Source organism: Sulfitobacter sp. SH22, assembly GCF_965641905.1.
Classification (GTDB): domain Bacteria; phylum Pseudomonadota; class Alphaproteobacteria; order Rhodobacterales; family Rhodobacteraceae; genus Sulfitobacter.
In genome coordinates this window covers 1,701,144-1,726,675 of record NZ_OZ282573.1, presented here as the reverse complement: position 1 = coordinate 1,726,675, position 25,532 = coordinate 1,701,144, and the positions used below count along the sequence as shown (strand labels likewise).

The window sequence follows — 25,532 nt, the reverse complement described above, 5'->3', positions numbered from 1 at the left end:
CAGGGACGGGGGGCAGCGCCCCCCAATCCGCTACATCCCCTCAAAAGCACAAAGCACATGAACATCCATGCCCATCGCTTCCAACCGCTTGCGCCCGCCAAGCTCGGGCAGGTCAATGATAAACGCACAAGACACGACCTCGCCGCCCAGTTGTTCGATCAGCTTGATCCCGGCCTCGGCGGTGCCGCCTGTGGCCAGCAGATCATCCACCACCAAAATCCGCTCTCCGGGCTGGATTGCATCATCATGGATCTCGACCGTGGCTTGCCCGTATTCCAGAACATAATCCTGCGAGATGGTCTTGCCGGGCAATTTGCCCGCCTTGCGGATAGGCACAAACCCGACCGACAATTGATGCGCAATCGCCCCGCCAAGGATAAAGCCGCGCGCCTCAAGGCCCACAACCTTGTCAATCGCAACGCCCGCATAGGGGTGCAACATCTGGTCAATCGCCATCCGGAACCCGCGCGGGTCGGCAAAAAGCGTTGTCACATCGCGAAACATGATCCCCTCATGGGGAAAGTTTTCGATGGTGCGGATATAATCCTGAACCTGTTTCATCTGGTTCTCCCAAAAACCAGGCGCAGACAAAGGACAGCCCCCTCATCTTCACCCTTTTACAAATACTCATGACCCGGCCCGCCGGGCTCGGCCCGTTTACTGCTTAAATCACCCGACCTGCAACCGCATCCAGTTTCGCCATCAACGTGGGGTCACGCATTTCGGGCTGGGTCAATATCGCGTATTCCAGCGCGCGGTCGCAGCCTTGCGGGCAGGGCGCGCGCGCGGCCCCCAGCAATGCTGGCAAACGCGCGACCATCTGGCGGCCCTTGTCGGCATTGCCCATCAGGGTCTCGATGATCTTGGTGACATCGACCTCGCCGTGCTCAGGGTGCCAGCTGTCATAATCGGTGATCATCGCAACGGATGCGTAACAAAGCTCCGCCTCGCGGGCGAGCTTGGCTTCGGGCATGTTGGTCATCCCGATCACATCGGCACCCCAGCTGTTGCGGTACATGTTGGATTCGGCCAGCGTTGAAAACTGCGGGCCTTCCATCGCCAGATAGGTGCCGCCGCGGTGCACGTTGATGCCGGCGTCCCTCGCGGCGGTCTCGCAGGCATCGCCAAGGCGCGGACAGGTCGGGTGGGCCACGCTGACATGGGCGACGCAGCCGGTCCCGAAGAACGATTTTTCCCGCGCAAAGGTCCGGTCAATGAACTGGTCCACGATCACGAAATCACCCGGTGCCATGGCCTCGCGGAACGACCCGCAGGCCGAAACACTGATCACATCCGTGCAGCCCAGCCGTTTCAACGCATCGATATTGGCGCGGTAGGGGACGGTGCTGGGCGAATGCACATGCCCGCGCCCGTGACGCGGCAGAAACGCCATCTCGACCCCATCGAGCGTGCCGGTCAGGATCGCGTCCGATGTGGGCCCCCAAGGGGTTTGCACGGTCAGCCATTCGGCCCCTTGCAGCCCGTCGATGTCATAGATGCCCGATCCGCCAATCACGGCGATTTTTGTTTTGGTCATGGGAAAGCCTTTGGACTGATTTTCAGGCAGAGTATCAAGCTTCGCAGTGATGGAAACCCCGAAACCCGACGCTTGGGCGGGGCTTGCCTTTCCATCTATGCCGCTTTGGTCTAATGAGCGGAAAACTTCTCCAAGACCGATTAATACGAAGGATGCCCCAATGGCGCGTACCACTTTCCGCAGCTTCACCAAGAACCTTGATGTGACCGATCTGCGCTGGATGCCGGGCGAAGGTCTCTCGGTCTCGCGTTTGCGCATTGAATTGCTGTCCGGGCTGACTGTCGCGCTGGCGTTGGTGCCCGAAGCGGTGGCTTTTGCCTTTGTGGCCGGGGTGCATCCGCTGGTCGGGCTTTATGCGGCGTTTCTGGTGGGGTTGATTACTGCGTTGATCGGTGGCCGCCCCGGCATGATCTCTGGGGCGACCGGGGCTTTGGCGGTTGTGATGGTGGCCTTGGTGTCGCAGCACGGGGTTGAATATCTGTTTGCCACGGTGGTGTTGATGGGCCTGATCCAGATTTTTGCCGGTGTGATGCGATGGGGCAAATTCATCCGGCTGGTGCCGCATCCGGTTATGCTGGGCTTTGTGAACGGGCTTGCGATCGTCATCTTTCTTGCCCAGCTTAGCCAGTTCAAGGTGCCCGGCACCATGGTGGATACAGGCCACGGCATGGGGGGCGGCGAATGGCTGTCCGGCCAGCCCTTGATGCTGATGCTGGCGCTGGTGGCGGCGACCATGGCGATCATCTGGGTCATGCCGCGCATTACCAAACTGGTTCCTGCACCGCTTGCAGGCATTGGCATCGTCGCGGCCGTGGTGATTGCCTTTGGCATGGACGTGCCGCGCGTCGGTGATCTGGCCTCGATCGAGGGTGGATTTCCAATGTTCCACATGCCCTTTGGCGAAGGCATCGGGCTGTATGGCACCGCATTGGCCCCCTTCACCCTTGAGACGTTTTACATCATCCTGCCCTATGCCGTTATTCTGGCGGCCATCGGCCTGATTGAATCGCTGCTGACCCTGAACCTGGTCAGCGACATGACCAACACCCGTGGCGGTGCCAGCCAGGAATGTATTGCCCAAGGTGTGGCAAACACCGTGACCGGCTTTTTCGGCGGTATGGGCGGGTGTGCGATGATCGGTCAGTCGATGATCAACGTGAAATCCGGGGGCCGGACGCGGGTGGCGGGGATCGCTGCCGCGATCTTCCTGTTGCTGTTCATTCTGGTCGGGTCGTCTGTGATTGAACTGATCCCGCTGGCCGCATTGGTGGGCGTGATGTTCATGGTCGTGATCGGGACCTTCGCGTGGAACTCGCTGACCATCCTGCGCAAGGTGCCGCTGATGGATGCCTTTGTCATTCTGCTGGTGACAGTTGTGACCGTGTACAAAGACCTTGCGGTGGCGGTTGTGGTCGGGGTGATCGTATCGGCACTGGCCTATGCCTGGACCAACGCGCGGCGCATTCATGCAAAAACCTATCTGACGCCCGAAGGGGCCAAGGTCTATCAGGTGCAAGGCCCGCTGTTCTTTGGTTCATCCGAAGGCTTCGCCGAATTGTTCGACGTCCAGCAGGACCCGTCCGAAGTGATCGTGGATTTTGCCGACAGCCGCGTGGCGGACCAATCCGCCCTACAGGCGATTGAAACGATTGCCGCAAAATACGAGGAGGCCGGAAAACGCGTTCAACTGCGCCACCTGAGCCGCGATTGTCACCGCCTGCTGCAAAAGGCCGGCCACCTGATGATCGACAGCGACGACGATCCCGAATACGAAGTCGCCGCCAACTATCAGGTGCGCACAGGTATCCTGGGCGGCCACTAATCCGGGGTCGCCGTTTTCTTTCAAAGAAAACGGACCGGAATTTTGAAAAATTCCGCCCGTGCGTTAGTCGTCCGGGCGGATAATCTCGAACACCTCTGTGACGCGGGCGTAGTCGCGATAGCCCAGCCGTGAAAGCGGTTGATAGGTGGTCACGTCAAAGCGGCCGTCCTTGATGCAATCGTCGCGCATGTGCACGCCGATGACTTCGCCAAACACCACATAATTGCTTTCGCCTTCGATCTTGACCATCTGGGTCATGCGGCATTCGAGGCTCGCGGGGGCATTTGCAACGCGGGCACATGCGATTTCATCACATTCCGCTTTTTCCACACCTGCATGGCCAAATTCATCTGCACCATGTGGCAGTGTCGCCGAAGACGCGTTCATCGCATCGCGCATCGCATATTCCACGATGTTCACGCAAAACACGCCGGTTTCACGGATATTGGCCATGCTGTCCTTGGTCCCGTCCACATCCGCTTTGGTGCCGGTGGACGCAAACATCACTTGCGGCGGGACATAGGCCACGCCATTAAAAAACGAATAGGGGGCCAGATTGTCACGCCCTTGGGCATCGCGGGTGGATATCCACCCGATCGGGCGCGGGGTGACAATGGCATTGAACGGATTGTGGGGCAGGGAATGGCCGTCTTTTGGGCGATAGAACATCAAATTCTCCTCAAGGTTTGCACCTATGGCTAGCGTCATGTTAGAGGCTTTGCTACCTCAAAACCGCCGACAGGGCCGCGTTACGTGTATCAAATGAGACCAGAGACCAAGGCTGACCATTGGGAAGTCGAAGCGCTTTATGACACTTGTTTCGCCCCGGGCCGCGAGGCGTTGTCGTCCTACCGCTTGCGTGACGGCATTCCGCCTGTTGCGGGGCTGAGCTATGTCGCACGGGATGCGGATGGCATTCTTGCCGGTGCGATCCGGTATTGGCCGATACATATCGGGGCGGTTGACGCCTTGTTGCTGGGGCCTGTGGCCGTGCACCCGACGCGTCAGGGCGAAGGATTGGGCGGTATGCTGATTGAAAGCAGCCTGTCCCAAGCCTTGCCATTGGGGTGGACGCGGGTGATGCTGGTGGGCGACGCGCCCTATTACGAACGCTTTGGTTTTACGCTGCTGGAACATGTCGTGATGCCGCCGCCGACCAACCCCGCCCGCGTCTTGGGCCGCGCCTTGGTCGAGGGAGCCTGGGACGGCATCGAGGGTGACGTCAGGCGCTGGACGGATTGAAACGGCGCGCAAATAGCACCACATCTATAGCGAACAGCCGGAGAGACCCTATGCAAATCGAAAGCGACCTGCCAGCGACCGTGGATGTTGAGGTGCGGCTTGACCAGCTTGCGGCCCGCTATAAGGGCGCAGGGGGGGTGGGCATCAATGTGCTGAACCTGATCGGCGGCAGTGCCGAAGGGTTGATCGACAAACTGCCCGGTGCCGTGCGGCGTAATCTGGAAACCGCCACGATCAAGGCATTGGGTCAGGCGATGAAGGCGGCCACTTCGTCGCGGTCCATGGTGCCGGACCAGAAAAGCTGGCTGAACCAGGCGGTGAGTGCCGCGATGGGGGCGGCTGGCGGTGCAGGTGGTTTGCCCACCGCCCTGGCAGAGCTGCCTGTGACCACGACATTGCTGTTGCGGGTGATCCAGGGGGTTGCCGTGGACCACGGGTTTGATCCGCTGGCCGAGAATGTGCAGTTCGATTGCGTGCAGGTCTTTGCTGCTGCGGGGCCTTTATCAGATGATGACGGGGCCGATCTGGGCTTTTTGTCAGCCCGCATCGCGCTGAGCGGTCGGGCCATGCAGGCCGTGATTGCCAAGGTCGCGCCAAAGCTGGCTGTGGTGCTGGGCCAAAAGCTGGCCGCGCAGGCGGTGCCGGTGCTGGGGGCCGTTGCAGGGGCCGCGACGAATTATGCCTATACCAGTTATTACGAAGACATGGCGCATGTGCATTTCGGTCTGCGCAAGTTGGCGATCGACGCGGATGTCCCGCATGAAGAGCTGATTAGCATGTTCCGCGACAAGGTTGGCCGCAAGCGGTTATCGCAACGCGCCAAAGTCTAACGCGCCAGAGCCTAGCGTCCGATGCTGCCGGGGGCCACGGTCGTGGCCTTGAGGATGGCAAAACACTGCATTCCGCGTGAAAGCCCCAATTCCACCACCGCCCGTGCGGTGACGCGGGCCAGCAGCCTGTCGTTTCCTGCGCGCAGTGCAATGGCCGCACCGGGGCCGTCACCGGGGTGGATATCCTCGATCCGTACGGGCAGGACATTGACCGAACTCAGCCCCTCTGGGCGGGTCAGGGACAAGATCACATCCTGAGCCAACACCCGCAGCCGCACCCGCGCGCCGATGGGGGCCTGTACGCCGGGCAGTTCGATCTCTCCGGCGCTGATCCGCAGGGTGGATATTCCATCTGCACCGTGGGCGATCACATCGGCCTCGATGACAGCACCGGCCTCGCGCACACCCAGCAGGGGAACGGCGGCGGGGTTGGACATCACTTCGAACAGCGGACCTTGGGCCTGGATCTGGCCGTTTTGGATCAGCACCAGCCGGTCGGCAAGGCGGGCGATTTCATCGACGGCATGGCTGACATACAAGATGGGCAAGCCAAGCGGCCCGTCGCGCAGCCGTTCAAGAAAGGGCAAAATCTCTTGTTTGCGGGGGGCGTCAAGACTGGCAAGCGGTTCATCCATCAACAACATGCGCGGATGGCTGAGCAGCGCGCGCCCCAAGGCCACCCGTTGCTTTTGACCGCCCGACAGGGTGGCGGGGGCACGGGTTTGCAGATCCTCAAGGCCGAGCAGGGTCACGACATCGGATAATTCAGGCCCGACGCTGCCCTTGGGCGCATAGCGTGCCCCGAACATCAGGTTTTGCGCGACGTTCAGATGCGGGAACAGGCGGGCGTCCTGAAACACGGTTCCCAGACGGCGCTTGTGGGGCGGGATGAATATGCCACGGGCCGTGTCCAAAAGGACTTCGCCATCGACTGAAATGATGCCGCTGTCGGGGCGGAGCAGGCCGCCGACTGCGTTGATCACAGTGGTTTTTCCCGCGCCGGAGCGCCCGAACAAGGCTGTGATGCCCGGCCCGGCTTCAAGCGCGATATCCAGCGCGAAATCCGCAAAGCGGTGCGAAAGGGACAGTGACAGGGTCATGCGCCTGCGATCCTTGCAGCAACGCGGCGGGCAAGCAGTTCGGACAACAGCACCGCCGCGATGGCCACGGTGCTGGCCATCACCACCATGATCACGGCCTGACCTTCGCCGCCGGGAATTTGCAGGGCCGACCAGATGGCGCTGGGCAGGGTCTGGGTCTGACCGGGGATATTTGCAACAAAGGTGATCGTGGCCCCGAATTCGCCCATCGCCTTGGCAAAGCCCATGACGGTGCCCGCCAGAATACCCGGCAGGATCAGGGGCAGGGTCACGCGGCCAAAGACCGATGCGCGCGAGGCCCCCAGTGAGGCGGCGGCGTCCTCGAGCTTGGGGTCAACGGCCTCGATCGCAAGGCGCATGGCCCGCACCATCAACGGAAACCCCATGATCATCGCCGCCAGCACCGCGCCTGACCAGTGAAACGCCAGTTGCAGGCCGATTGCGTCCAGCGCGCGGCCCAGCGGTGCGGTGCGTCCGAATGCCATCAGCAGCAGATAACCTGTGACCACAGGCGGCAGAACCAGCGGCAGATGCACGGCGGCATTCAGCAGCGATTTGCCCCAAAACTCGCGCCGGGCCAGCAGCCACGCCACCCACAGCGCCAGCGGAATGGCAAGCACGGTCGCCCAGACAGCCACCCAGAGCGACAGGCGCAGCGCGTCCCATGCAGCGGCGTCTGGGGTCATCGGGCGGTCACGGGCGCAAAACCGAAGCTTGCGAACACAGCGCTGCTGTCCGGGCTTTGCAGGTGCGCCAGAAAGGCGGCTCCGGCCTTGGTCAGGGCGGCGGCGGGATAGGTGATCGGGCTGTGCTGATCGGCGGGCACATCAAAGACCATGCGGACATCAGGCTCGGCCAGCGCATCGGTGCGATAGACTATTCCCAAAGGCGCATCGCCCCGCGCCACAAGCGCCAAGGCACTGCGCACATTGTCGGTTTCTGCAAGACGGGGCTGCAAGGCATCCCATTGACCGGTGGCCTTTAACCATTGGGCGGCGTAAATTCCGGCGGGCACGGCATCGCGTTGCCCCATCGCCAACCGCCCGTCGCCGAGGAAACCCGCAAGGTGAAACGGGTCGGGGTTTGACGAGGTGGCATTGGGGGCGATCAGCACCAGACTGTTGCCCAGCAAATCAACCGGCGCGCCTTGGGCCACGGGGCCGTTTTCAACCAGCCAGCCCATCCAGACGGCATTGGCAAGGATCACCACATCGGCAGGGGCACCGGCGGCAATCTGGCGTGCCATCGTGCCCGAACCGCCAAAAGACAGCGCAACCGGCGCGCCGTATCCTGCGGCCACCTGATCCAGCGCGCCGCGCAGGCTGGCGGCGGCGAAGACCGTGACCGGCGCAGGCTGCGCCTGTGCCGCGACAGGCAGCAAAGCCGCCAGAATGATGAGCAGTCTTGAAATCATGTCACCACTATCCGACAAGCGTATATCGCACGCAAGGGGATCACTGGCCTTAGACAACGCAAGGCGCTAAACAATTCCCTAACGGCTGTATCCTTTTCGAGACCCAGATGATCAAACAACTGCCCATATCGCTGCAAGGTGCCCGCAAAGGCGAAGCCCGTTCGCAATTTGCCGCACTGTGCTACCGGATCAGGCAGGGCAAGCTTCAGATATTAGTGGTCACTTCGCGCAAATCAAAACGCTGGATCATGCCCAAAGGCTGGCCGATGCACGCCAAAACCCCCGAGGCCGCAGTCTTGCAGGAAGCCTGGGAGGAAGCGGGCGTGCGCGGGCGTGTCACCGGGGGCTGTCTGGGGGTATATTCCTATGCGAAGGAAGTGGGCGAGGATTCAGTCCTGCCGGTGCTCGCGTTGCTGTATCCTGTTGAGGTGAAGGCAAAAGCCAAGAAGTATCCCGAAGCCGGGCAGCGGCGGCGCAAATGGGTGTCGCGCAAAAAGGCGATGAAAATGGTGAGAGAACCCGAGCTGCGCCGGATGATCCGCGATTTTGATCCGCGTCCGGGCCTGCCTGACGCTTGAACCTGCGGGCAGACGCACCATTTTTTATGTAAGAGTTGATTGTTTACACTGATCGAAAAGGGCAAGCTGCGGGTAAGATGATCCAATTTACCTTGAAATGTGACCAGGACCACCGCTTTGACAGCTGGTTCAAATCGGCAGCCGCCTTTGATGCGCTGGCGCAGGCGGGTCATATCAGCTGTGCTGTTTGCGGGTCGTCGCAGGTCACTAAAGGCATGATGGCACCGCGTGTTTCCACAGGAAAATCGGCAGCTCTGGCAGAGCCTCAAGCGACGGGCGATCCGGCGGTGCCGGTGTTGTCCGAACCCAAAAGCGAGATCGAAAAAGCCATCAGCGCCCTGCGCAAAAAGGTCGAAGCCTCGTCGGATTATGTGGGGGCCGATTTCGTCAAGGAAGCCCGCGCGATGCATGCGGGCGAAAAGCCAGAGCGGTCGATCTATGGCGAGGCGCGGCTGGATCAGGCGAAAGAACTGGTCGAGGAAGGCGTGCAACTGATGGCGCTGCCGTTCCGGCCCAAAAGATCAACGCAATAGGCCGGCCCGTCCGGGCAGGCGTTGCGCGACAAAAGGAAGCCGAGACATGACAATTCTGATCACAGGTGCGAGCCGCGGCATCGGCGCGGGGCTGGCCGCGCAGTACAGGGCCAAGGGCGAAGAGGTGTTTGGCACCGGACGTTCGCCCATGGCCGATATCCAGCTGGATGTGACGCATCCCGAAGATCACAGCGCCATGGCCGCAAAACTGGGCGACCGTGCGTTGGACCTGCTGGTGTGCAATGCCGGGGTGTATCTGGACAAGGGCGACAGCTTTGACGACGGATATGGTGCGGATGTCTGGGCGCATAGTTTTGCGACCAATGTGACAGGGGTGTTCCTGAGCATTCAGGCGATGCTGCCACATCTGCGCCGCGCCAAATCACCCAAGATCGCGATTATTTCATCGCAGATGGCGTCCTCGGAACTGGCCCCGGGCGGCAGCTATATCTACCGCGCCTCGAAAGCTGCTGTGTTGAATCTGGGCCGCAATATCGCGACCGATCTGAAAGCCGAAGGGATCGCCGTGGGGATATACCACCCCGGTTGGGTGCAGACCGATATGGGGGGAAATTCGGCCGCGATCACCGTGGATGAGGCGGTGCACGGTCTTGTCCAGCGGTTTGAGGCGCTGTCGATCGGGACGACGGGTTGTTTCGAGACTTGGGACGGGCGTGCGCATCCGTTTTAGGCCAATTTGACGGTTTGGTGTTTCTGGCAGAGCGCCGGGGCGTTGCCCCGGACCCCAGGATATTTAAAAGCCAGAGAACGAGGGGTCTGCGTGGGCTTGCTAAGGCTGGCGCTTGCGCGTAAACCGCGCCGGAGTTTTGCAACGGGGGACCTATGCCTGTTCTGGTGATGAAATTTGGTGGCACATCCGTGGCCACATTGGACCGTATCCGCCGCGCCGCCAAGCGCGTGGGGGTCGAAGTCTCCAAGGGCTATGATGTGATTGTGATCGTATCGGCCATGTCTGGCAAGACGAACGAGCTTGTCGGGTGGGTGAACGAGACGTCGCCACTATATGATGCGCGCGAGTATGACGCGGTTGTATCGAGCGGCGAGAATGTCACTGCCGGTCTGATGGCGCTGACCTTGCAAGAGATGGATATCCCTGCGCGCAGTTGGCAAGGGTGGCAGGTGCCGGTCAAGACGACCTCGGCGCATTCGTCGGCCCGCATCGAAGAAATTCCACCTGCCAATATCATGGCGAAGTTCGGCGAAGGCATGAAGGTCGCGGTGGTTGCCGGTTTCCAGGGGGTCAGCCCCGAAGGCCGGATCACCACGCTGGGCCGTGGCGGGTCTGATACCACTGCTGTTGCCTTTGCGGCGGCGTTCGAGGCCGAGCGTTGCGATATTTATACCGATGTGGACGGGGTATACACCACCGACCCGCGCGTCAGCGCCAAGGCCCGCAAGCTGGACAAGATCGCGTTCGAAGAGATGCTGGAGCTTGCATCGCTTGGCGCGAAGGTTTTGCAGACGCGGTCGGTCGAGTTGGCCATGCGCTATAAGGTCAAGCTGCGGGTGTTGAGCAGTTTTGAGGAACAATCGGACGAAGCTGGAACGCTGGTCTGTGATGAGGAGGAAATCATGGAAAGTAATGTTGTATCGGGAATCGCGTTTTCGCGTGACGAAGCCAAGATGACCCTTGTGTCTGTGGCGGACCGCCCGGGCATCGCTGCTGCGATCTTTACCGCGCTGAGCGAGGGTGGGGTGAACGTGGACATGATCGTTCAGAACATCTCGGAGGAAGGGCGCACCGATATGACCTGGTCCTGCCCCGTCGATCAGACCAAGCGCGCTGAAAAAGCAATGGACGACGCCAAGGCTGCCGGCACCATCAATTTCAACGAATTGATCGCCGACACGGATGTGGCCAAGGTGTCGGTCGTTGGCATCGGCATGCGCAGCCACACCGGCGTTGCGGCCAAGATGTTCCAGGTGCTGTCCAACGAGGGCATCAACATCAAGGTTATCACCACATCCGAGATCAAGATTTCGGTGCTGATCGACCGCAAATACATGGAACTGGCCGTTCAGGCGCTGCATGATGCGTTCGAGCTGGACAAAGCTGCCTAAATCCCGTGCAACCTGTTGGTCTGGAGCGCAATTGAGGCAGCCTTTTGGAAGGGTGCTTCTTTTCGTGGCATGAACGCTGGCGGATAAGTGTTTATGACAACAGGCGTTTCATTTTCGAGGGGCCTGTGATCTAAGCTGGCCTTGCGGAGGAGAAATTTACCATGGCCGACGGGTTTGAAACAGAAAGTCGCAAACTGCTTGGGCGGTTGCGCGACGCGATGGCAAGCGACGAAGCCGGTCAGGCGCGGCTGGACAGGATTACCCATCTGATCGCGACGTCGATGGGTTGCGAAGTCTGTTCGATCTATCTGTTTCGCGACGTGGACACGCTTGAGCTCTGTGCCACCGAAGGTTTGAAGCCCGGTGCGGTGCATGAAACGCGCATGAAGCTGGGCGAAGGTCTGGTGGGGCGCGTGGCCAAGCGCAAGCAGATCGTGAATACCCCCAACGCCCCGCAGGCACCCGGTTTCCGGTTCATGCCAGAAACGGGCGAAGAAATTTATTCGAGCTTTTTGGGTATTCCGGTGCAGCGGCTTGGCGAAATGCTGGGCGTGCTGGTTGTGCAATCCAAAGCCGCTCGCGAATTTTCCGCCGATGAGGTTTATGCGCTTGAGGTCGTCGCCATGGTTTTGGCCGAGATGACCGAATTGGGCGCGTTTGTCGGCGAAGGGGCTGCAATGTCGGCCCGTCACAGCCAGCCGGTTTTGCTGCGCGGTACGGTGGGCCAGGAGGGCGTTGCTGACGGCCATGTCTGGCTGCACGAGCCGCGCGTCGTGGTCTCGAACCCTGTTGCAGATGATCCGGTGCGCGAAAAAGAGCGCTTGAACGAGGCAGTTGATGAACTGCGCGTGAGCGTGGACCAGATGATGTCGATGGCGGGCGGGGACAAGGACCAGCGGCAGGTGCTGGAAGCCTACCGGATGTTCGCCAATTCCAAAGGCTGGATGCGGCGCATGGAAGAAGACATCGACCGTGGTCTGTCAGCCGAGGCCGCCGTCGAGAAAGAGCAATCCCTGGCGCGGTCGCGCATGGGGCAGGCAAGCGACGCCTATCTGCGCGAACGCCTGTCGGATCTGGATGACCTGAGCAACAGGTTGCTGCGTATTCTGACCGGGCAAGGGTCTGATACGGGGGCGGAAATGCCTGTGGACCCGATCTTGGTTGCGCGCAATATCGGCCCGGCCGAGCTGCTGGAATATGGCCGTTCCCTGCGCGGTATCGTTCTTGAGGGCGGGTCGGTTGGCAGCCATGCGGCGATCGTTGCCCGCGCTTTGGCGATCCCCTTGATCGTGCATGCCGCGCATATCACCAATGATGCGTTGAATGGCGACCGGATCATGGTGGACGGTGAACAGGGGATCGTGCATCTGCGCCCCGACGAAAACGTGGCATCCGCTTTCCGCGATAAAATCGCGATGCAGGCCGAGGCGCAGGAGCGCTATGCCTCGATCCGCGACAAGCCGGCGGAAACGCTGTGCGGGACGGTTGTGGGTTTGCACATGAACGCGGGCTTGATGGCTGATCTGCCGTCGCTGGACGGGTCGGGTGCCGAAGGTGTCGGGTTGTTCCGGACCGAGCTGCAATTCCTTGTGCGCAGCAAGATGCCAAGAAGGTCAGAGTTATCAGCACTTTACAACCGTGTCCTGGATGCGGCGAATGGCAAGCGTGTGGTGTTCCGGACGCTTGATATCGGGTCTGACAAAGTGCTGCCCTATATGAAACCCAACGACGAGCCGAACCCCGCATTGGGCTGGCGCGCCATTCGGGTAGGCCTGGATAAACCCGGTATCATGCGGATGCAGTTGCAGGCGTTGATCCGTGCGGCAAACGGGCGGCCCTTGTCGGTGATGTTCCCCTTTGTGGCGCAATTCGAAGAATACCGTGCGGCCCGCGCCGAGATGGATAAGACCTTGGCCCGCGAGGCGCGTCTGGGTCACAAGCTGCCGTCGCACCTTGAAATAGGCGCGATGCTCGAGACACCTTCGCTGGCGTTCGCGCCCAAGAAGTTTTTCGAAGAGGTCGAGTTTCTGTCCATCGGTGGCAATGACTTGAAGCAGTTCTTCTTTGCGGCTGACCGCGAGAACGAATTGGTCCGGCGGCGCTATGACACGTTGAACGTCAGCTTTTTGACCTTCCTTGAGGGCATTGTGGCGCGCTGTCGCGAAACCGGCACGCCGCTGTCATTCTGCGGGGAAGACGCAGGTCGCCCCGTAGAGGCGCTTTGTTTTGCGGCGATCGGGATCACGACCCTGTCGATGCGGCCAGCGTCGATCGGGCCGGTCAAGAACCTGCTGCGGCGGTCCAATCTGAATGAAGTCCGCGCGGTGATTTACGAGGCGCGCGACCGTGGCGATCAATCCGTTCGCGCAGCCGTCATGGAGTATCTGCGCCACCAGACAGCCGAAGTGCGCAAGCTGCCCTAGGGTCTGGGGATATGCCGGATTATCCGTTTTCCGCATTTTACATGAGGTCTGGCCGCAAGTGTTTTGAAAACGCTCGGGATTTTCGATTTGCGTTCAGGGTATGCGTAATGCAGTGATCGGATTGGATTATTTCACTCAGCAGGCCAAGTGGCGCTCGCCTCACATTGTTGCTCCGCTAAATCTTGCAATTTTCGAACTATTTAGGGCGTTTATCAACATCGCGCCGGATTTCGGTCGCCCGCCTTGACGAAAGCCCGTCGAAAAGGGTCTGGTGTCCTCACACTCTGGGGATCGCGATATGTTTTTAAAGAACGCTTGGTATGTGGCCGCTTGGGATCATGAAATCAGCCATGCGCTGACGCAGGTCACGGTGCTTGAGAAAAACATCTGCATGTTTCGCACCCAAGCCGGCGATGTTGTCGCGCTGGATGATGCCTGCCCGCACCGCAAGTTGCCGCTGTCGATGGGGCGCTTGCAGGGGGACAGCGTCGAATGCGGCTATCACGGGCTGACGTTTGATTGCGTGGGGCAATGCGTTTGGGCCCCCGGCGGGCGCATTCCGTCAGAGGCACGGGTTCATGCCTATCCGACCCATGAAAAATACGGTCTGGTCTGGATCTGGATGGGCAATCCGGTGCTGGCAGACCCCGAAGAGATTTTCGAGATCGAGAATTTTGACAATCCCGATTGGGGGATGAACCGTGGTGCGGCGATGGAGCTAGACTGCAACTATCTGTTGATGTGCGACAATCTGCTGGATCCGACCCATGTGGCGTGGGTGCATGGCGGCAGCTTTGGGCAGGCCGCCGCCAAGGACACCCCGCTGCGGGTCAAGAAAACCGATAACGGTGTGATTGTGCACCGCTGGATGATGGATGTGGAACCGGCCCCGTTTTATAAAAAGGTTATTGGTTTCAAGGGCAACTGCGACAGGCTTCAGCATTACGAGGTGCGCTATCCGTCCCATGCGCTGATCCGTGCGGTGTTCACACCTGCGGGGACGGGCGGGCCAGACGGGCCGCTGCACCCCGATACGTTCATCATGGACAGCATGAATTTCATGACGCCGACCACCGCTGGCAAAACCCGCTATTACTGGTTCCAGCTGCGCAATATCCGACCCGAGGATGAGGCGCTGTCGCAGATGATGAGCGAGGACGTGCAGCACGCCTTTGAAGAAGATCGCGCGGTGTTGAACGCGGTGCAAAAGGGCATGGCCGGCAAGACCAGCCCGCATATTGACCTGCCCATTGATGCGGGGCAACTTCGGTTCCGCCGCCAGCTTGAGGCGATGATTGCCCAAGAAGTGCTCGTTGACGCAAAGATGCAGGGGAACTGAGCCCTTTTGCACCGATTATCCGGTGCTTCGCCATTGCATTTCGATTTGGAAGGCGCAGATGTACACGACCTAAAAGGCGGAGCTTGCAATGAAATTGGTATTGGCACGATACTTGGGGGCTGCGCTTTTGCTTGCCGTCACGGCGCAGACCGTACTGGCCCAAGAGGCTGATTTGAAACGGGTCCCAAGTGTCACCGTTGCCACTGCAACCGTGACGGAGGTGGTGAACCGCATCCCGATTTCGGGCACGTTGGAACCCTACCGCGAGGTTCTGGTCTATCCGCAGGTGACCGGTTACCCGATAGAGGAATTGATGGTGGACATCGGGGCCAAGGTCGCAAAGGGCGACACGTTGGCCCAGTTGAACACCGACACGCTGAAAGCACAATTGTCACAGGCCAATGCCGAATTCGTGCGGGCTCAGGCCGGTGTGCGCCAGGCACAAAGCCAGATCACATCGACCAAGGCATCGGCAGCGCAGGCGCGCAGTGTTCTTGAACGTACCCAACAGCTTGACCGGTCCGGCAATGTGACCCAGGCCGCGCTGGATCAGGCCGTCGCCAACAGCCAGACAGCAGATGCCGCAGCAGCATCTGCAGAAGACGGGCTCGAGGTTGCCAAGGCGCAGGTGTTGCAGGCGCAGGCGCAGTTGGACATTGCCCAGCTTAATCTGGATCACGCCACCATCAAGGCACCCACCGCCGGCATCGTTTCGGCACGCAATGCGCAGGTGGGGGCGATTGCCACCAGTGGGGCGGACCCGTTGTTTCGGATGATTCAGGACGGCGTGATCGAGGTAAAGGCCGACGTCGTCGAAACGGCACTGGCCCAGATCGGCATCGGTGATCCGGCGCAGGTCGATATCCCCGGTGCCGGTACGGTTCAGGGTGCTGTCCGTCTTGTTGCCCCGACTGTGGATGCCACAAACCGGCTGGGGGATGTGCGCGTGTCGCTTGAGGGCAGCAACGCGCTGCGCACGGGGATATTCGCGGGCGGGTGGATCATCACGGACCGCCACGAAGGCTTGACCGTGCCCACGACGGCGATCCTGACCGATGCCAAGGGCGATTACCTGCTGGAGGTGCAAGACAACACGCTGATCCGGCGCGCTATCACGGCGGGGCTGATCTGGAATGATGTCCGCGAAGTCATATCCGGTCTGGACGACGGGGCGGTTGTGGTGGCCCGTGCCAGCGCCTTCTTTTCGGACGGGGACAAGGTTAACCCGATCCCGCAGAAGGTTGTTTCAGAATGAATATGTCAACTTGGGCGATCCGGTCGCCGGTGCCGTCGCTGGCGCTGTTTCTGGTACTGTGTCTGATCGGTATCGTTGGGTTCTTCCGGCTGCCGGTCACGCAATTCCCCAACATAGACATTCCGATTGTCACCGTGACGATCGGGCAGTCGGGGGCCGCGCCGACTGAAATCGCGACCCAGATCGTCAAGCCTGTCGAAAGCGCTGTTTCTGATGTCACGGGGGTCAAACATGTGACGGCCGTTGCGTCTGACGGCACCGCGACTTTGACCATTGAATTCGAACTGGAAACCGACAGCGCCACGGCCCTGACCGATATCAAGGACGCGGTTGCGGGGGTGCAGGGCGATTTGCCTGAAAATTCGACCGAGCCGGTCATCAAACGTCTGGATGTGACGGGGCAGGCGATCCTGACCTATGCGGTGTCTGACCCGACGCAATCCATTCAGGAACTATCTTATTTTGTGGATGAGATCGTCGCACGCGAATTGCAGGTCGAAAATGGCGTGGGCAAGGTGACCCGCATCGGCGGTGGTGACCGCGCGATCGAGGTTGAGCTGGACGTTGACCGCTTGCTGTCCTTGGGCCTGACCGCGTCCGAAGTGAACAACCAGCTGCGCCAGAACAACATTGATCTGGGCGGCGGGTCCGGTGATCTGGGCGGGCAGGAATATTCGATCCGCGCGCTTGGCAGTGCTGACACCGTGGCGCAACTGGCCGCGACACCGATCACCACGTCGCCGGGGCGTACCGTGCGGCTGGACGATCTGGGCAAGGTCTTTGACGGCTCCACCGAGGCGAGCAGCTTTGCCATGCTGGACGGCCAGCCTGTTGTTGCTTTCGGGATTTTCCGGTCCACCGGTGCCAGCGATCTGGCCGCAGGGGACAATGCCAAGGAACGGCTGGCCGAGCTGGGCGAGGAATATCCCAACGCCAGTTTCTCGCTGATTGATGACGCCACCACCTATACCGAAGGCAACTACCATTCCGCGATGGATACGCTGTATGAAGGGGCCGCTTTGGCGATCATCGTGGTGTTCTTGTTTTTGCGCAACTGGCGGGCCACGATCATCACGGCGGTCGCATTGCCGTTGTCGATCATTCCGACCTTCATGGTCATGCAGTACCTTGGGTTTTCGCTGAACACTGTCAGTTTGCTGGGGATCACGCTGGTCACGGGCATTCTGGTCGATGACGCAATCGTCGAAATTGAAAACATCGTCCGGCATATCCAGATGGGCAAACCGGCCTATGAGGCCTCCGAGGAAGCGGCCTCGGAGATCGGTCTGACCGTTATCGCGATCAGTTTTACCATCGTGGCCGTGTTTGCGCCGGTCAGCTTTATGTCGGGTATCGCGGGGCAGTATTTCAAGCAGTTCGGCCTGACGGTCGCAGTTGCGGTGCTGTTTTCGCTGCTGGTTGCACGGTTGATCACGCCGATGATGGCGGCCTATTTCCTGCGCGACGGGATCGCCCCCGAAGAGGAAAAGGACGGCTTTCTGATGCGCCGCTATATGGCGGTGCTGGGGTGGACCCTGCGCAACCGGACAGCGACCTTGTTGTTGGGTTTGGGCATCTTTGCCGGATCGATCTATTCGGCCACGCTGTTGCCGTCCGAATTTGTGCCTGCCGCAGACCGGGGCCGGTCGGCGGTTTCGCTGGAATTGCCACCCGGTTCGACCCTTGAACAAACCCGTGCAAGCGGGCGCGAGGTGTCGGCGATCCTTGGCCAGATCCCCGAAGTGACAAATGTCTTTGTCGAAGGCGGCACATCGTCTGATACCAAGGCGAATGTCATTGTGAACTACGGCCAGAAAAACACCCGCGACCGGTCTTCTTTTGTCATCGAAGACGATATGAAAGCGCTGTTGCAGGACTTGCCCGACGTCAAGATCAACGTGTTGAAAGACAACGGTCAGCGGGATGTGCAGCTGAACGTGTTGGGCGATACCGAAGCGGCGGCCTCGGCTGCGGCGATTGAACTGTCCAATCAGATGAATGATCTGCCTGACATCGTGAACGCTGCGACAACCGCGTCTCTGGTGCGCCCTGAAATCCAGATCACCCCGCGCCCGCAACTGGCGGCAGAAATGGGGGTGACGTCTGCGGCGCTGGCCAGCACGATCCGGATTGCGACCTTGGGGGATACCGACAGTAACGTGGCAAAATTCAACGCAGGCGACCGGCAAATCCCGATCCTTGTGCGCGTGAAAAAAGACGTGCGCGATGATCTGAGCCGTCTGGCAGGATTGCGGGTGCCGTCCTCTACGGGCAGCCCTGTGCCGATCAGCGTTGTGGCCGATGTGGCGCTGTCATCAGGGCCCAGCAAGATCGAACGTTATGACCGTCAGTACCGCACCAGCGTGGAGGCAGACCTTGCCCCTGACGGGTTGCTGGGGCCTGCGACCCAAGCCGTGATGGCGCTGCCGATTGCGCAAGCCATGCCCGAAGGCACGTCGATCCAAAGTGCGGGCGACGCCGAGGTGATGGGCGAGGTGTTCACCCAGTTCGGCCTTGCGATGGGGGCGGGTATCTTGCTGGTCTATGTCGTGTTGGTCTTGCTGTTTCACAGCTTTGTCACCCCTGTCACGATCCTGTTGTCGCTGCCTTTGGCCATCGGCGGGGCGATCTTTGCGCTGTATCTGAACGGGTCGGCCATCGGGTTGTCTGTTGTCATCGGTTTCCTGATGTTGATGGGGATCGTGACCAAGAACGCCATCATGCTGGTCGAATTTGCCATCGAGGCGATGAAGGACGGGGCCACGCGGTCAGAGGCGATGCTGCAAGCGGGTCACAAGCGCGCGCGTCCCATCATCATGACCACAGTCGCTATGACGGCGGGGATGGTGCCATCGGCGATGGCCGTCGGGGCGGGCGGCGAATTTCGTGCGCCAATGGCGGTGGCGGTGATCGGGGGGCTGTTGTTATCCACCATGCTGTCGCTGCTGTTCGTGCCATCCCTGTTCAGCGTGATGGACGGCCTGAAGGAGCGTATTCGCTGGGCGATGATCGCAGTGTTGGGGGCAAACAGGCCGCGTGACGCAACGTCTGATCGCTAATTCGCGGCGCGTTTCGCTGTGTGAAAGAACTAATCGAACAAACGGCTAGGCGAAGCGGGTAATATTGCCTTTAATGACGGGTGTCTTTGCATGAATGCGCAAAGGCACCCTTTTTTCTGGCAAAGGTGATATCCCGTGACCCCATTCGTGTTCAACACCACCAAATCCGTCGTTTTTGAAAACGGGGCCGCCGTGCGTCTGGCAGAGCTTGCCGGCGGGCTGTTGGGGCGCAACTGTCTGTTGATTACCGATCCGGGCCTGCGCGCCTTGGGCCTGTGCGATCCGGCGATTGCCGCGTTGCAAGCGGCGGGCCACACGGTCACGATATTCGATGCGGTCGAAGCCGACCCGTCGCGCGAGACCTTGATGCAGGCGGTCGAGGCGGGCAGGGCGGCTGGCACCACCGGGGTTATCGGATTTGGCGGCGGGTCGTCGCAGGACGTGGCCAAGCTGGTGGCGCTGCTGCTGGGGTCAGGCGAGGATCTGGACAGCGCATGGGGCGTCGCACAGGCCAAGGGGCCGCGCCTGCCGCTGGTGCTGATCCCCACAACCGCGGGCACAGGGTCAGAGGTGACACCGGTGTCGATCATCACCGTCGGGGCCGAGGAAAAGCGCGGCGTGTCCTCGCCCGTGATTTTGCCCGACATGGCGATCCTTGATGCCGAACTGACGCTGGGCTTGCCCGCACATATCACTGCCGCAACCGGCGTCGATGCGATGGTACACGCGATCGAGGCCTATGCGTCGAAAAATGCGAATAACAATCCGGTGTCCAAGCTGCTGGCCCGCGAGGCCTTGCGCCTGCTGGGGGCCAATATCGAGGGGGTCGTGGCGGATGGGTCAAACCTCGAGGCGCGCGGTGCGATGTTGCTGGGGTCGATGCTGGCCGGTCAGGCTTTTGCCAATTCACCGGTCGCGGCGGTGCACGCGCTGGCCTATCCGATTGGCGGCACGTTCCATATTCCGCACGGGCTGTCCAATGCCTTGGTGCTGCCCCATGTGCTGCGCTTCAACGCCCCCGACGCCAGCACGCTTTATGCCGAGATCGCGGCTGATGCCTTTCCCGAACTGGCTGCGGTCGACGGCACACAGGCCCGCACAGCGGCCTTTATCGACGCGCTGGCAGACCTGTCGGCGCGTGTCGGCTTGCAAACCCGTCTGCGTGATGTCGGCATCCCCAAAGACGCGATCGGCAAGATGGCGGCGGATGCCATGCTACAGGCGCGATTGCTGGTGAATAACCCCCGCGACGTCACCCAGGCCGACGCCCATACAATCTATACGGCGGCGTGGTAATGTCAGATCGCCCCGTCGCCCCATCCCGCGCCGATTTCAAGGATTTCTACCCGCTGCAAACCCGCTGGAACGACAATGACGCTTACGGGCACATGAACAATGTCGTCCACTATGCGCTGTTTGATACGGCGGTGAACGGCTGGCTGATCGAACGCGGGCTGCTTGACCCATTAACCAGCCCCGTGTTCGGTCTGGTCGTTGAAACCGGCTGCCGCTATTTCGGCGAGATGCAGTTCCCCGACCGTGTAACGGCCGGGTTGCGCGTTGCCAATCTGGGCCGCAGTTCGGTCAGGATGGAACTGGGGCTATTTCGCAACGATGACGACATCGCATCCGCCGAAGGGTTCTTTGTGCATGTCTATGTCGACCGCAAGGACCACCGCCCAGCGGCCTTGCCATCGGCCACCCGCGAGGCGCTGGAAGCCCTGCAATAAGATAGGCAAAACAGCGCGTGTTGGCCCCTGATCTGGGCTGCCCTGTTGCATCTTGTACTTGTCCACATGTTATACCCCCTCGAATCACCGCGAATTTCTGCTGTGCGGCAAATCATGCTGCGCGTGCATATTGCGCCAACTTTTGAACAACCGGAGCATACTCCCCGTGGCCAAGAAAAAACGTATTGTCGTTAAAATCGGATCAAGCCTGCTGGCAAACGAAGAAAAACTAACATTGCGTTTCGCGTTCATGAACGGTCTGCTGGCCGATCTCGCTGAACTCCAGTCGGAAGGGTACGAAATCATCCTGACCTCCTCCGGCTCCGTTGCGTTGGGTCTGAACATGATTGGCAAACGCCCCGAAGATGCGGGCATTCTGGACAAACAGGCCGCCGCTGCCTGTGGTCAGCCCTTGCTGATGAACGCCTACCGTCAGGTGGCGTCCGAATATGGCATGGACGTGGCGCAAATGCTGGTCACCGTCGAAGACATGGAAGAACGCCGCCGGTTCCTGAACATCAAGAACACGATGCTGCGGTTGTTTGAAAACAACATCCTGCCAATCATCAACGAGAACGATTCAATCGCGACGACGGACCTGAAGGTCGGCGATAACGACCGTTTGTCCGCAAAGGTCGCGCAGATGATCGAAGCCGACCAGCTGATCATCCTGACCAGTGTCGAGGGGCTTTATGACCGCGACCCGTCCGAGCCGGGCGCGCAATTCATCGAAGAGATCGAGGATGTCAGCGAACATCTGGAATCCACCAAAAGCGTGAGCGAGCTGGGCAGTGGCGGCATGATGACCAAAATGCTGGCCGCGAACATGGCGCAAAACGCAGGCGTGGAGACGATCATCGCCGAAGGTGTGATCGAGGCACCCGTGTCATCGGTCTTGCGCCGCGAACGCCGTCACACGCGCTGTCTGGCCCGTGACAAGACCGGGTCGCCCCTGATGATCTGGCTAAGCAACCGTTTGCAGGTGGCGGGAACGCTGGTCGTTTCCAACGCCGCCGTTGCCGCGATTTCGGCCAAGGAGCGCGGTCTTGCGCGCAACGATCTTGTGTCGATCCAGGGCGAGTTTTCCAAGGGCGACGTGCTGCATGTCTATGACGAAGAGGGCAACGAGTTCGCCCGCGGTCTGACCAATTTCTCGTCCGAGGAGACGATCCTGATGGCGCGCAATCCGGACATGAGTGTTGAAGACGTGATCGGATATAAAACGAAAAGCGACATCATCGGGTCCGAGAACATTCTCATCCTCGAAGATCACCACCTGCAGCTTGATGCCCCCGAGGAGAATGATCAGCGGGTTGTGTCTGTCTGAAACCGGTTCGGGATCGGCGACAAACCTGGGCTTTTCAAATCGTCACGGGTTTGTCGTAAACTGGGCTAGACAAAGCCCGAAAAAGTCGGGATAAGCCGACACGCATCATGGCATTAGCCCTGCTGCACCACCGCGGAAACGCGGTCGAGGCGAGTTGGCGGAGTGGTTACGCAGCGGATTGCAAATCCGTGTACAGGAGTTCGATTCTCCTACTCGCCTCCATTTAATTTCAATGACTTAGAAGTTTTTTGGGCGGCAAGCAGATTGACGTCTAAACAAACGTCTAAACATTCTGTTTTTGTTCTGTTCGCTTTTGCTGCGCCTGACGCGCTCTGATTTTCTGGCGCACCTTCTTTGTGTAGTGCAGGACCATCGCGGGGCTTTGGCCTGTGACGGCGGCAATCAGATCATCATCGCAGCCCGCCTCCAGCAGTTCGCAGGCGGCGTTGTAGCGCCAGCTGTGAATGTCGAAGTCCAAGGCTCCAATTTGTTCTCTCACCTTGCGGACAGCCTGAGAGGCCCCACGATAGGACCAACGATTGGTTCCCCGTTCATTGGTTAGAATAAACAGCGAGTGGCGGCTAGCCGCGTTCAAGGCTATTTGAAGTTCGGGCAGGATAGGAACCCATAGTTCTTTGCTGGTTTTATTCTGCCGAACATAAACCGCGCCGTCCTGAATATCAGACCAGCGCATTTCAAGAACGTCTCCGATCCGTTGCCCTGTTCCGATGCAAAGCTCCATAACAAGGCGCTCTCTGGATTCTATCGAGCAAGAGGCGCGGTAAGCGTCGAGAAGCTCTATCGGCCAAGGCTCACGTTCACTTTTTTGAGTTTTGATTTCCGAAACGCCCTTGGCGGGGTTGTCGTCTCTCCAGCCCAGATCGACGCAGTGTTCCATCAGGATGCGCAGAACGCGGATCGCATAATTTGCGAAGTAGGGTTGGTCTTGCCCCGTTTTAGTTCCGGTCTCTTTCGAGCAATGTTTGCTATGAAGGAGATAAGGAATGGCAAAGCGATACACAGACGAGTTTCGGCGTGATGCTGTGCGAATGGCGACGACCAGCGGCTTAACGCGCCCGCAGCTTTCATCGGATTTAGGGGTTGGCGTCTCCACGCTGAACAAGTGGGTTCAGCAACATCAGCACGACGATCTGATGTCTGGGCCGCATGAGGATGTTGAGAAGGAAAACATCCGCCTTCGCAAAGAAGTCCGGCTACTGCGCGAGGAGAGGGAAGTGCTAAAAAAGGCGGCAATCTTCTTTGCAGGCGAAAGCCGGTGAGGTTCGCCTTCATCGACGCCTGGAAGGAAGCTTGGCCCGTAGAATTTCTCTGCCGTATCATGCAGGTCACGTCTCGTGGGTTTCGTGCGTGGCGGATACGCCCAATGAGCCAACGGCAGCGAGATGATATGGTACTTCTCGCCCACATCCGTGAGCAGCATCGGCTTAGCCTGCAAAGCTACGGACGCCCACGGATGACTGAAGAACTGCAAGAACTGGGGCTGAGCGTCGGCCACGGGCGTGTGGGCCGTTTGATGCGCGAGAACGGCATCAAGGTCGTCAGGACCCAAAAATATAAGGTCACAACAGATAGCGATCACACGTTCAACATCGCGCCCAACCTGCTGGATCAGGACTTCACTGCGGATGGCCCGAACCAGAAATGGGCCGGTGATATAAGTTACATCTGGACCAGCGAAGGCTGGCTATATCTGGCTGTCATCCTCGACCTCTACTCTCGCCGCGTCATCGGCTGGGCTGTCAGCAACCGCATGAAACGGGATTTGGCGATCCGGGCGTTGGACATGGCTGTGGCGCTACGGCAACCGCCCGAAGGCTGCATTCACCATACGGATCGCGGGTCGCAATACTGTTCCAACGAGTATCAGCGCCGCCTGTCAAAGCACGGCTTCAAGGTCTCGATGAGCGGCAAGGGCAATTGTTACGACAATGCGATGGTTGAGACATTCTTCAAATCCATCAAGGCAGAGCTGATCTGGCGCAATCGTTGGGACACACGCCGCCAGGCAGAAGGCGCGATATTCCAGTATATCAATGGCTTCTATAATCCACGCCGACGTCACTCATCGCTCGGCGGGAAAAGCCCCTTGGCATTCGAACGAAAGGCCGCATAAATGAGTTGAGAGACCGGAACGTAACCGTGACAAGACCAGTTCTGGATGCTGGTGTCAGGATCCTGTTGCCGGATCTCGAAACCTCAACGCCAACCGAAACAGCGCAGCTATGGGGCTGACGGACTTCCGGCCGCTGGTTCAGGTCACGATTAACGGCATCCCGCTGTCGGGGTTCGTGTTCTCTCAGCTGAGTTCGGTGCGCGTGTCGGACACGGCCGGGTTTATCTCGGATACTGCCGAGATCACCTTCGTCAACACGTCGCCAGTTTCCCGGTTTGCGATGCCCGAACCTGGGGCCGAGGTCGAGATCGCGCTCGGCTACCTGGGGGCGTTCCTGCGCATGGGTCTGTATATCGCCGATGAGGTTGAGGAGAGCTCCCCCCCTCGCATGATCACGGCCGTGTGCCGCGCGAAAGCGCAGGGGGAGACGCAGAGCGGGTTCGCGCCCATCAGTCAGCAAAAGTCGCGATCATGGCCAGCCGGGATGACATTGAAGGCTATCGTCACGATCATCGCGGGCGACAATGGGCTTGAACCGGGCGTGACCGAGGCCGCGGGCTCGATCGTGCCTGGTCACATCGATCAGCTGGATGAAAGCGACCTGTCGGTTCTGACGCGGATCGCGGTGCTGCATGACCTGGTCGCCAAACCGGCCGGGGGCGTTCTCTTTGTCGGCCGCAGGGCCGATGGCGTCAAAGCATCGGGCCAGCCGACGCCCATCGTGACGCTGCTCGAGACAGACGTGAGCCGCTGGTCCATGCGCCGGGGGCTCAGCGATGCCACGGGCACGATAATTGCCACCTATCGGGATCTCGAAAACGCCGAGGATGTCGAGGTGAAGATCGGGGACGCCGAGCCGGTGCGCCGGTTGCGGCAGCGTTTCCGGTCGGAGGAGGAGGCGCGCGCCGTCGCCGTAGCCGAGTCGCGCCGCGCCAGCCGTGCAAAGGAGACGCTCGATCTCGAGCTGCCTGGCAATCCAACGATTGCTGCCGAGGGGCGCATCGTGCCGATCGGGTTCAGCTCGGCCGCTTCAGGCGAGTGGATTGTGAAAACCGCGACCCATGAAGTGTCGGAAGCGGGCTATCGAACGATGGCCCAATGCGAGCGGCCGGAGTAGGGAACCCGCC

At 60.0% G+C, this 25,532-nt stretch carries 23 protein-coding genes and 1 tRNA gene; 17 read left to right on the top strand and 7 right to left on the bottom strand.

Features of this window, described 5'->3' with window-relative positions:
- Window positions 1-30 precede the first annotated feature (30 nt).
- Window positions 31-561: an adenine phosphoribosyltransferase gene (locus ACSQ13_RS10395; protein WP_176249669.1), complete on the bottom strand. Its 531-nt coding sequence runs from the start codon at window positions 559-561 to the stop codon at window positions 31-33.
- Between the two features lie 103 nt (window positions 562-664).
- Window positions 665-1,537 (bottom strand): S-methyl-5'-thioadenosine phosphorylase, encoded by an 873-nt coding sequence (locus ACSQ13_RS10390; protein ID WP_176249668.1) that lies wholly within the window; start codon window positions 1,535-1,537, stop codon window positions 665-667.
- A 160-nt stretch (window positions 1,538-1,697) separates the two neighbouring features.
- Between ACSQ13_RS10390 and ACSQ13_RS10385 the strand changes: the two genes are divergently transcribed.
- Window positions 1,698-3,359 (top strand): SulP family inorganic anion transporter, encoded by a 1,662-nt coding sequence (locus ACSQ13_RS10385; RefSeq protein WP_176249667.1) that lies wholly within the window; start codon window positions 1,698-1,700, stop codon window positions 3,357-3,359.
- Between the two features lie 63 nt (window positions 3,360-3,422).
- Here ACSQ13_RS10385 and ACSQ13_RS10380 read toward each other — a convergent pair whose 3' ends face one another.
- Window positions 3,423-4,028 carry a flavin reductase family protein gene (locus ACSQ13_RS10380; RefSeq protein WP_176249666.1) on the bottom strand — a complete coding sequence of 202 codons (606 nt, stop codon included), beginning with the start codon at window positions 4,026-4,028 and terminating at the stop codon, window positions 3,423-3,425.
- 93 nt (window positions 4,029-4,121) lie between these two features.
- Here ACSQ13_RS10380 and ACSQ13_RS10375 point away from each other — a divergent pair, with 93 nt between their 5' ends.
- Both ACSQ13_RS10375 and ACSQ13_RS10370 read left to right on the top strand, forming a co-directional pair.
- Complete coding sequence (locus ACSQ13_RS10375; protein ID WP_176249754.1) at window positions 4,122-4,601, top strand: GNAT family N-acetyltransferase; 480 nt, start codon at window positions 4,122-4,124, stop codon at window positions 4,599-4,601.
- A gap of 50 nt (window positions 4,602-4,651) precedes the next feature.
- A complete protein-coding gene (locus tag ACSQ13_RS10370; RefSeq protein ID WP_176249665.1) occupies window positions 4,652-5,431 on the top strand; it encodes an EcsC family protein in 780 nt (259 codons plus the stop codon).
- An 11-nt stretch (window positions 5,432-5,442) separates the two neighbouring features.
- Here the strand turns inward: ACSQ13_RS10370 and modC are convergent, their stop codons facing one another.
- Genes modC through modA form a run of 3 tightly spaced genes read right to left on the bottom strand, consistent with a single transcriptional unit; the run spans window position 5,443 to window position 7,945 of the window.
- Complete coding sequence (gene modC / locus ACSQ13_RS10365) at window positions 5,443-6,531, bottom strand: molybdenum ABC transporter ATP-binding protein (RefSeq protein WP_176249664.1); 1,089 nt, start codon at window positions 6,529-6,531, stop codon at window positions 5,443-5,445.
- Window positions 6,528-7,217, bottom strand: coding sequence for a molybdate ABC transporter permease subunit (modB, locus tag ACSQ13_RS10360; RefSeq protein ID WP_176249663.1), 690 nt, complete (start codon window positions 7,215-7,217; stop codon window positions 6,528-6,530). The genes modC and modB overlap by 4 nt, the downstream gene beginning before the upstream one ends.
- On the bottom strand, window positions 7,214-7,945 hold the full coding sequence (modA, locus tag ACSQ13_RS10355; protein ID WP_295511369.1) for a molybdate ABC transporter substrate-binding protein: 732 nt from the start codon (window positions 7,943-7,945) through the stop codon (window positions 7,214-7,216). Before modA ends, modB begins: the two co-directional genes overlap by 4 nt.
- Before the next feature lie 107 nt (window positions 7,946-8,052).
- Between modA and ACSQ13_RS10350 the strand changes: the two genes are divergently transcribed.
- The 12 genes from ACSQ13_RS10350 to ACSQ13_RS10295 all read left to right on the top strand — a co-directional run bounded on the left by ACSQ13_RS10350 (window position 8,053) and on the right by ACSQ13_RS10295 (window position 22,493).
- Window positions 8,053-8,523, top strand: a complete 471-nt coding sequence (locus tag ACSQ13_RS10350) for an NUDIX hydrolase (protein WP_176249661.1) — start codon at window positions 8,053-8,055, stop codon at window positions 8,521-8,523.
- A gap of 77 nt (window positions 8,524-8,600) precedes the next feature.
- On the top strand, window positions 8,601-9,056 hold the full coding sequence (locus ACSQ13_RS10345; protein WP_176249660.1) for a DUF1178 family protein: 456 nt from the start codon (window positions 8,601-8,603) through the stop codon (window positions 9,054-9,056).
- Between the two features lie 46 nt (window positions 9,057-9,102).
- Window positions 9,103-9,747, top strand: coding sequence for an SDR family oxidoreductase (locus tag ACSQ13_RS10340; RefSeq protein WP_295511364.1), 645 nt, complete (start codon window positions 9,103-9,105; stop codon window positions 9,745-9,747).
- Window positions 9,748-9,899: 152 nt separating this feature from the next.
- Entirely contained in the window at window positions 9,900-11,138 is a 1,239-nt protein-coding gene (locus tag ACSQ13_RS10335; RefSeq protein ID WP_176249658.1) for an aspartate kinase, read from the top strand.
- A gap of 161 nt (window positions 11,139-11,299) precedes the next feature.
- Window positions 11,300-13,561, top strand: a complete 2,262-nt coding sequence (ptsP, locus tag ACSQ13_RS10330; protein ID WP_176249657.1) for a phosphoenolpyruvate--protein phosphotransferase — start codon at window positions 11,300-11,302, stop codon at window positions 13,559-13,561.
- Window positions 13,562-13,859: 298 nt separating this feature from the next.
- Window positions 13,860-14,900, top strand: coding sequence for an aromatic ring-hydroxylating dioxygenase subunit alpha (locus ACSQ13_RS10325; protein WP_295511360.1), 1,041 nt, complete (start codon window positions 13,860-13,862; stop codon window positions 14,898-14,900).
- A gap of 88 nt (window positions 14,901-14,988) precedes the next feature.
- Window positions 14,989-16,155: an efflux RND transporter periplasmic adaptor subunit gene (locus tag ACSQ13_RS10320; protein ID WP_295511357.1), complete on the top strand. Its 1,167-nt coding sequence runs from the start codon at window positions 14,989-14,991 to the stop codon at window positions 16,153-16,155.
- Window positions 16,152-19,214 (top strand): efflux RND transporter permease subunit, encoded by a 3,063-nt coding sequence (locus ACSQ13_RS10315; protein WP_295511354.1) that lies wholly within the window; start codon window positions 16,152-16,154, stop codon window positions 19,212-19,214. Before ACSQ13_RS10320 ends, ACSQ13_RS10315 begins: the two co-directional genes overlap by 4 nt.
- A 135-nt stretch (window positions 19,215-19,349) precedes the next feature.
- Window positions 19,350-20,510: an iron-containing alcohol dehydrogenase gene (locus ACSQ13_RS10310; protein WP_176249653.1), complete on the top strand. Its 1,161-nt coding sequence runs from the start codon at window positions 19,350-19,352 to the stop codon at window positions 20,508-20,510.
- Window positions 20,510-20,944, top strand: coding sequence for an acyl-CoA thioesterase (locus ACSQ13_RS10305; protein ID WP_176249652.1), 435 nt, complete (start codon window positions 20,510-20,512; stop codon window positions 20,942-20,944). The genes ACSQ13_RS10310 and ACSQ13_RS10305 overlap by 1 nt, the downstream gene beginning before the upstream one ends.
- A 166-nt stretch (window positions 20,945-21,110) precedes the next feature.
- Window positions 21,111-22,271: a glutamate 5-kinase gene (gene proB, locus ACSQ13_RS10300; RefSeq protein ID WP_176249651.1), complete on the top strand. Its 1,161-nt coding sequence runs from the start codon at window positions 21,111-21,113 to the stop codon at window positions 22,269-22,271.
- A 148-nt stretch (window positions 22,272-22,419) separates the two neighbouring features.
- A tRNA-Cys gene (locus ACSQ13_RS10295) sits at window positions 22,420-22,493 on the top strand.
- Between the two features lie 61 nt (window positions 22,494-22,554).
- Here ACSQ13_RS10295 and ACSQ13_RS10290 read toward each other — a convergent pair.
- A complete protein-coding gene (locus ACSQ13_RS10290; RefSeq protein ID WP_435988241.1) occupies window positions 22,555-23,292 on the bottom strand; it encodes a tyrosine-type recombinase/integrase in 738 nt (245 codons plus the stop codon).
- On the opposite strand from ACSQ13_RS10290, the gene ACSQ13_RS10285 reads away from it, so the two are divergent.
- Window positions 23,276-24,405 (top strand): IS3 family transposase gene (locus ACSQ13_RS10285; RefSeq protein ID WP_295513100.1). Its coding sequence is split into 2 segments (ribosomal slippage): window positions 23,276-23,522 and window positions 23,522-24,405, totalling 1,131 coding nucleotides; the frame shifts between segments, so codons are not numbered across the junction. The genes ACSQ13_RS10290 and ACSQ13_RS10285 overlap by 17 nt on opposite strands.
- Window positions 24,406-24,514: 109 nt before the next feature.
- Entirely contained in the window at window positions 24,515-25,522 is a 1,008-nt protein-coding gene (locus ACSQ13_RS10280) for a phage late control D family protein (protein ID WP_295512584.1), read from the top strand.
- Window positions 25,523-25,532 lie beyond the last annotated feature (10 nt).

Excerpts from the sequence above, each read along its gene's own strand:
- ACSQ13_RS10395 (WP_176249669.1), bottom strand. The coding sequence starts at position 561 with ATGAAACAGGTTCAGGATTATATCCGCACCATCGAAAACTTTCCCCAT.
- ACSQ13_RS10390 (WP_176249668.1), bottom strand. The coding sequence starts at position 1,537 with ATGACCAAAACAAAAATCGCCGTGATTGGCGGATCGGGCATCTATGAC.
- ACSQ13_RS10385 (WP_176249667.1), top strand. The coding sequence starts at position 1,698 with ATGGCGCGTACCACTTTCCGCAGCTTCACCAAGAACCTTGATGTGACC.
- ACSQ13_RS10380 (WP_176249666.1), bottom strand. The coding sequence starts at position 4,028 with ATGTTCTATCGCCCAAAAGACGGCCATTCCCTGCCCCACAATCCGTTC.
- ACSQ13_RS10375 (WP_176249754.1), top strand. The coding sequence starts at position 4,122 with ATGAGACCAGAGACCAAGGCTGACCATTGGGAAGTCGAAGCGCTTTAT.
- ACSQ13_RS10370 (WP_176249665.1), top strand. The coding sequence starts at position 4,652 with ATGCAAATCGAAAGCGACCTGCCAGCGACCGTGGATGTTGAGGTGCGG.
- modC (WP_176249664.1), bottom strand. The coding sequence starts at position 6,531 with ATGACCCTGTCACTGTCCCTTTCGCACCGCTTTGCGGATTTCGCGCTG.
- modB (WP_176249663.1), bottom strand. The coding sequence starts at position 7,217 with ATGACCCCAGACGCCGCTGCATGGGACGCGCTGCGCCTGTCGCTCTGG.
- modA (WP_295511369.1), bottom strand. The coding sequence starts at position 7,945 with ATGATTTCAAGACTGCTCATCATTCTGGCGGCTTTGCTGCCTGTCGCG.
- ACSQ13_RS10350 (WP_176249661.1), top strand. The coding sequence starts at position 8,053 with ATGATCAAACAACTGCCCATATCGCTGCAAGGTGCCCGCAAAGGCGAA.
- ACSQ13_RS10345 (WP_176249660.1), top strand. The coding sequence starts at position 8,601 with ATGATCCAATTTACCTTGAAATGTGACCAGGACCACCGCTTTGACAGC.
- ACSQ13_RS10340 (WP_295511364.1), top strand. The coding sequence starts at position 9,103 with ATGACAATTCTGATCACAGGTGCGAGCCGCGGCATCGGCGCGGGGCTG.
- ACSQ13_RS10335 (WP_176249658.1), top strand. The coding sequence starts at position 9,900 with ATGCCTGTTCTGGTGATGAAATTTGGTGGCACATCCGTGGCCACATTG.
- ptsP (WP_176249657.1), top strand. The coding sequence starts at position 11,300 with ATGGCCGACGGGTTTGAAACAGAAAGTCGCAAACTGCTTGGGCGGTTG.
- ACSQ13_RS10325 (WP_295511360.1), top strand. The coding sequence starts at position 13,860 with ATGTTTTTAAAGAACGCTTGGTATGTGGCCGCTTGGGATCATGAAATC.
- ACSQ13_RS10320 (WP_295511357.1), top strand. The coding sequence starts at position 14,989 with ATGAAATTGGTATTGGCACGATACTTGGGGGCTGCGCTTTTGCTTGCC.
- ACSQ13_RS10315 (WP_295511354.1), top strand. The coding sequence starts at position 16,152 with ATGAATATGTCAACTTGGGCGATCCGGTCGCCGGTGCCGTCGCTGGCG.
- ACSQ13_RS10305 (WP_176249652.1), top strand. The coding sequence starts at position 20,510 with ATGTCAGATCGCCCCGTCGCCCCATCCCGCGCCGATTTCAAGGATTTC.
- ACSQ13_RS10280 (WP_295512584.1), top strand. The coding sequence starts at position 24,515 with ATGGGGCTGACGGACTTCCGGCCGCTGGTTCAGGTCACGATTAACGGC.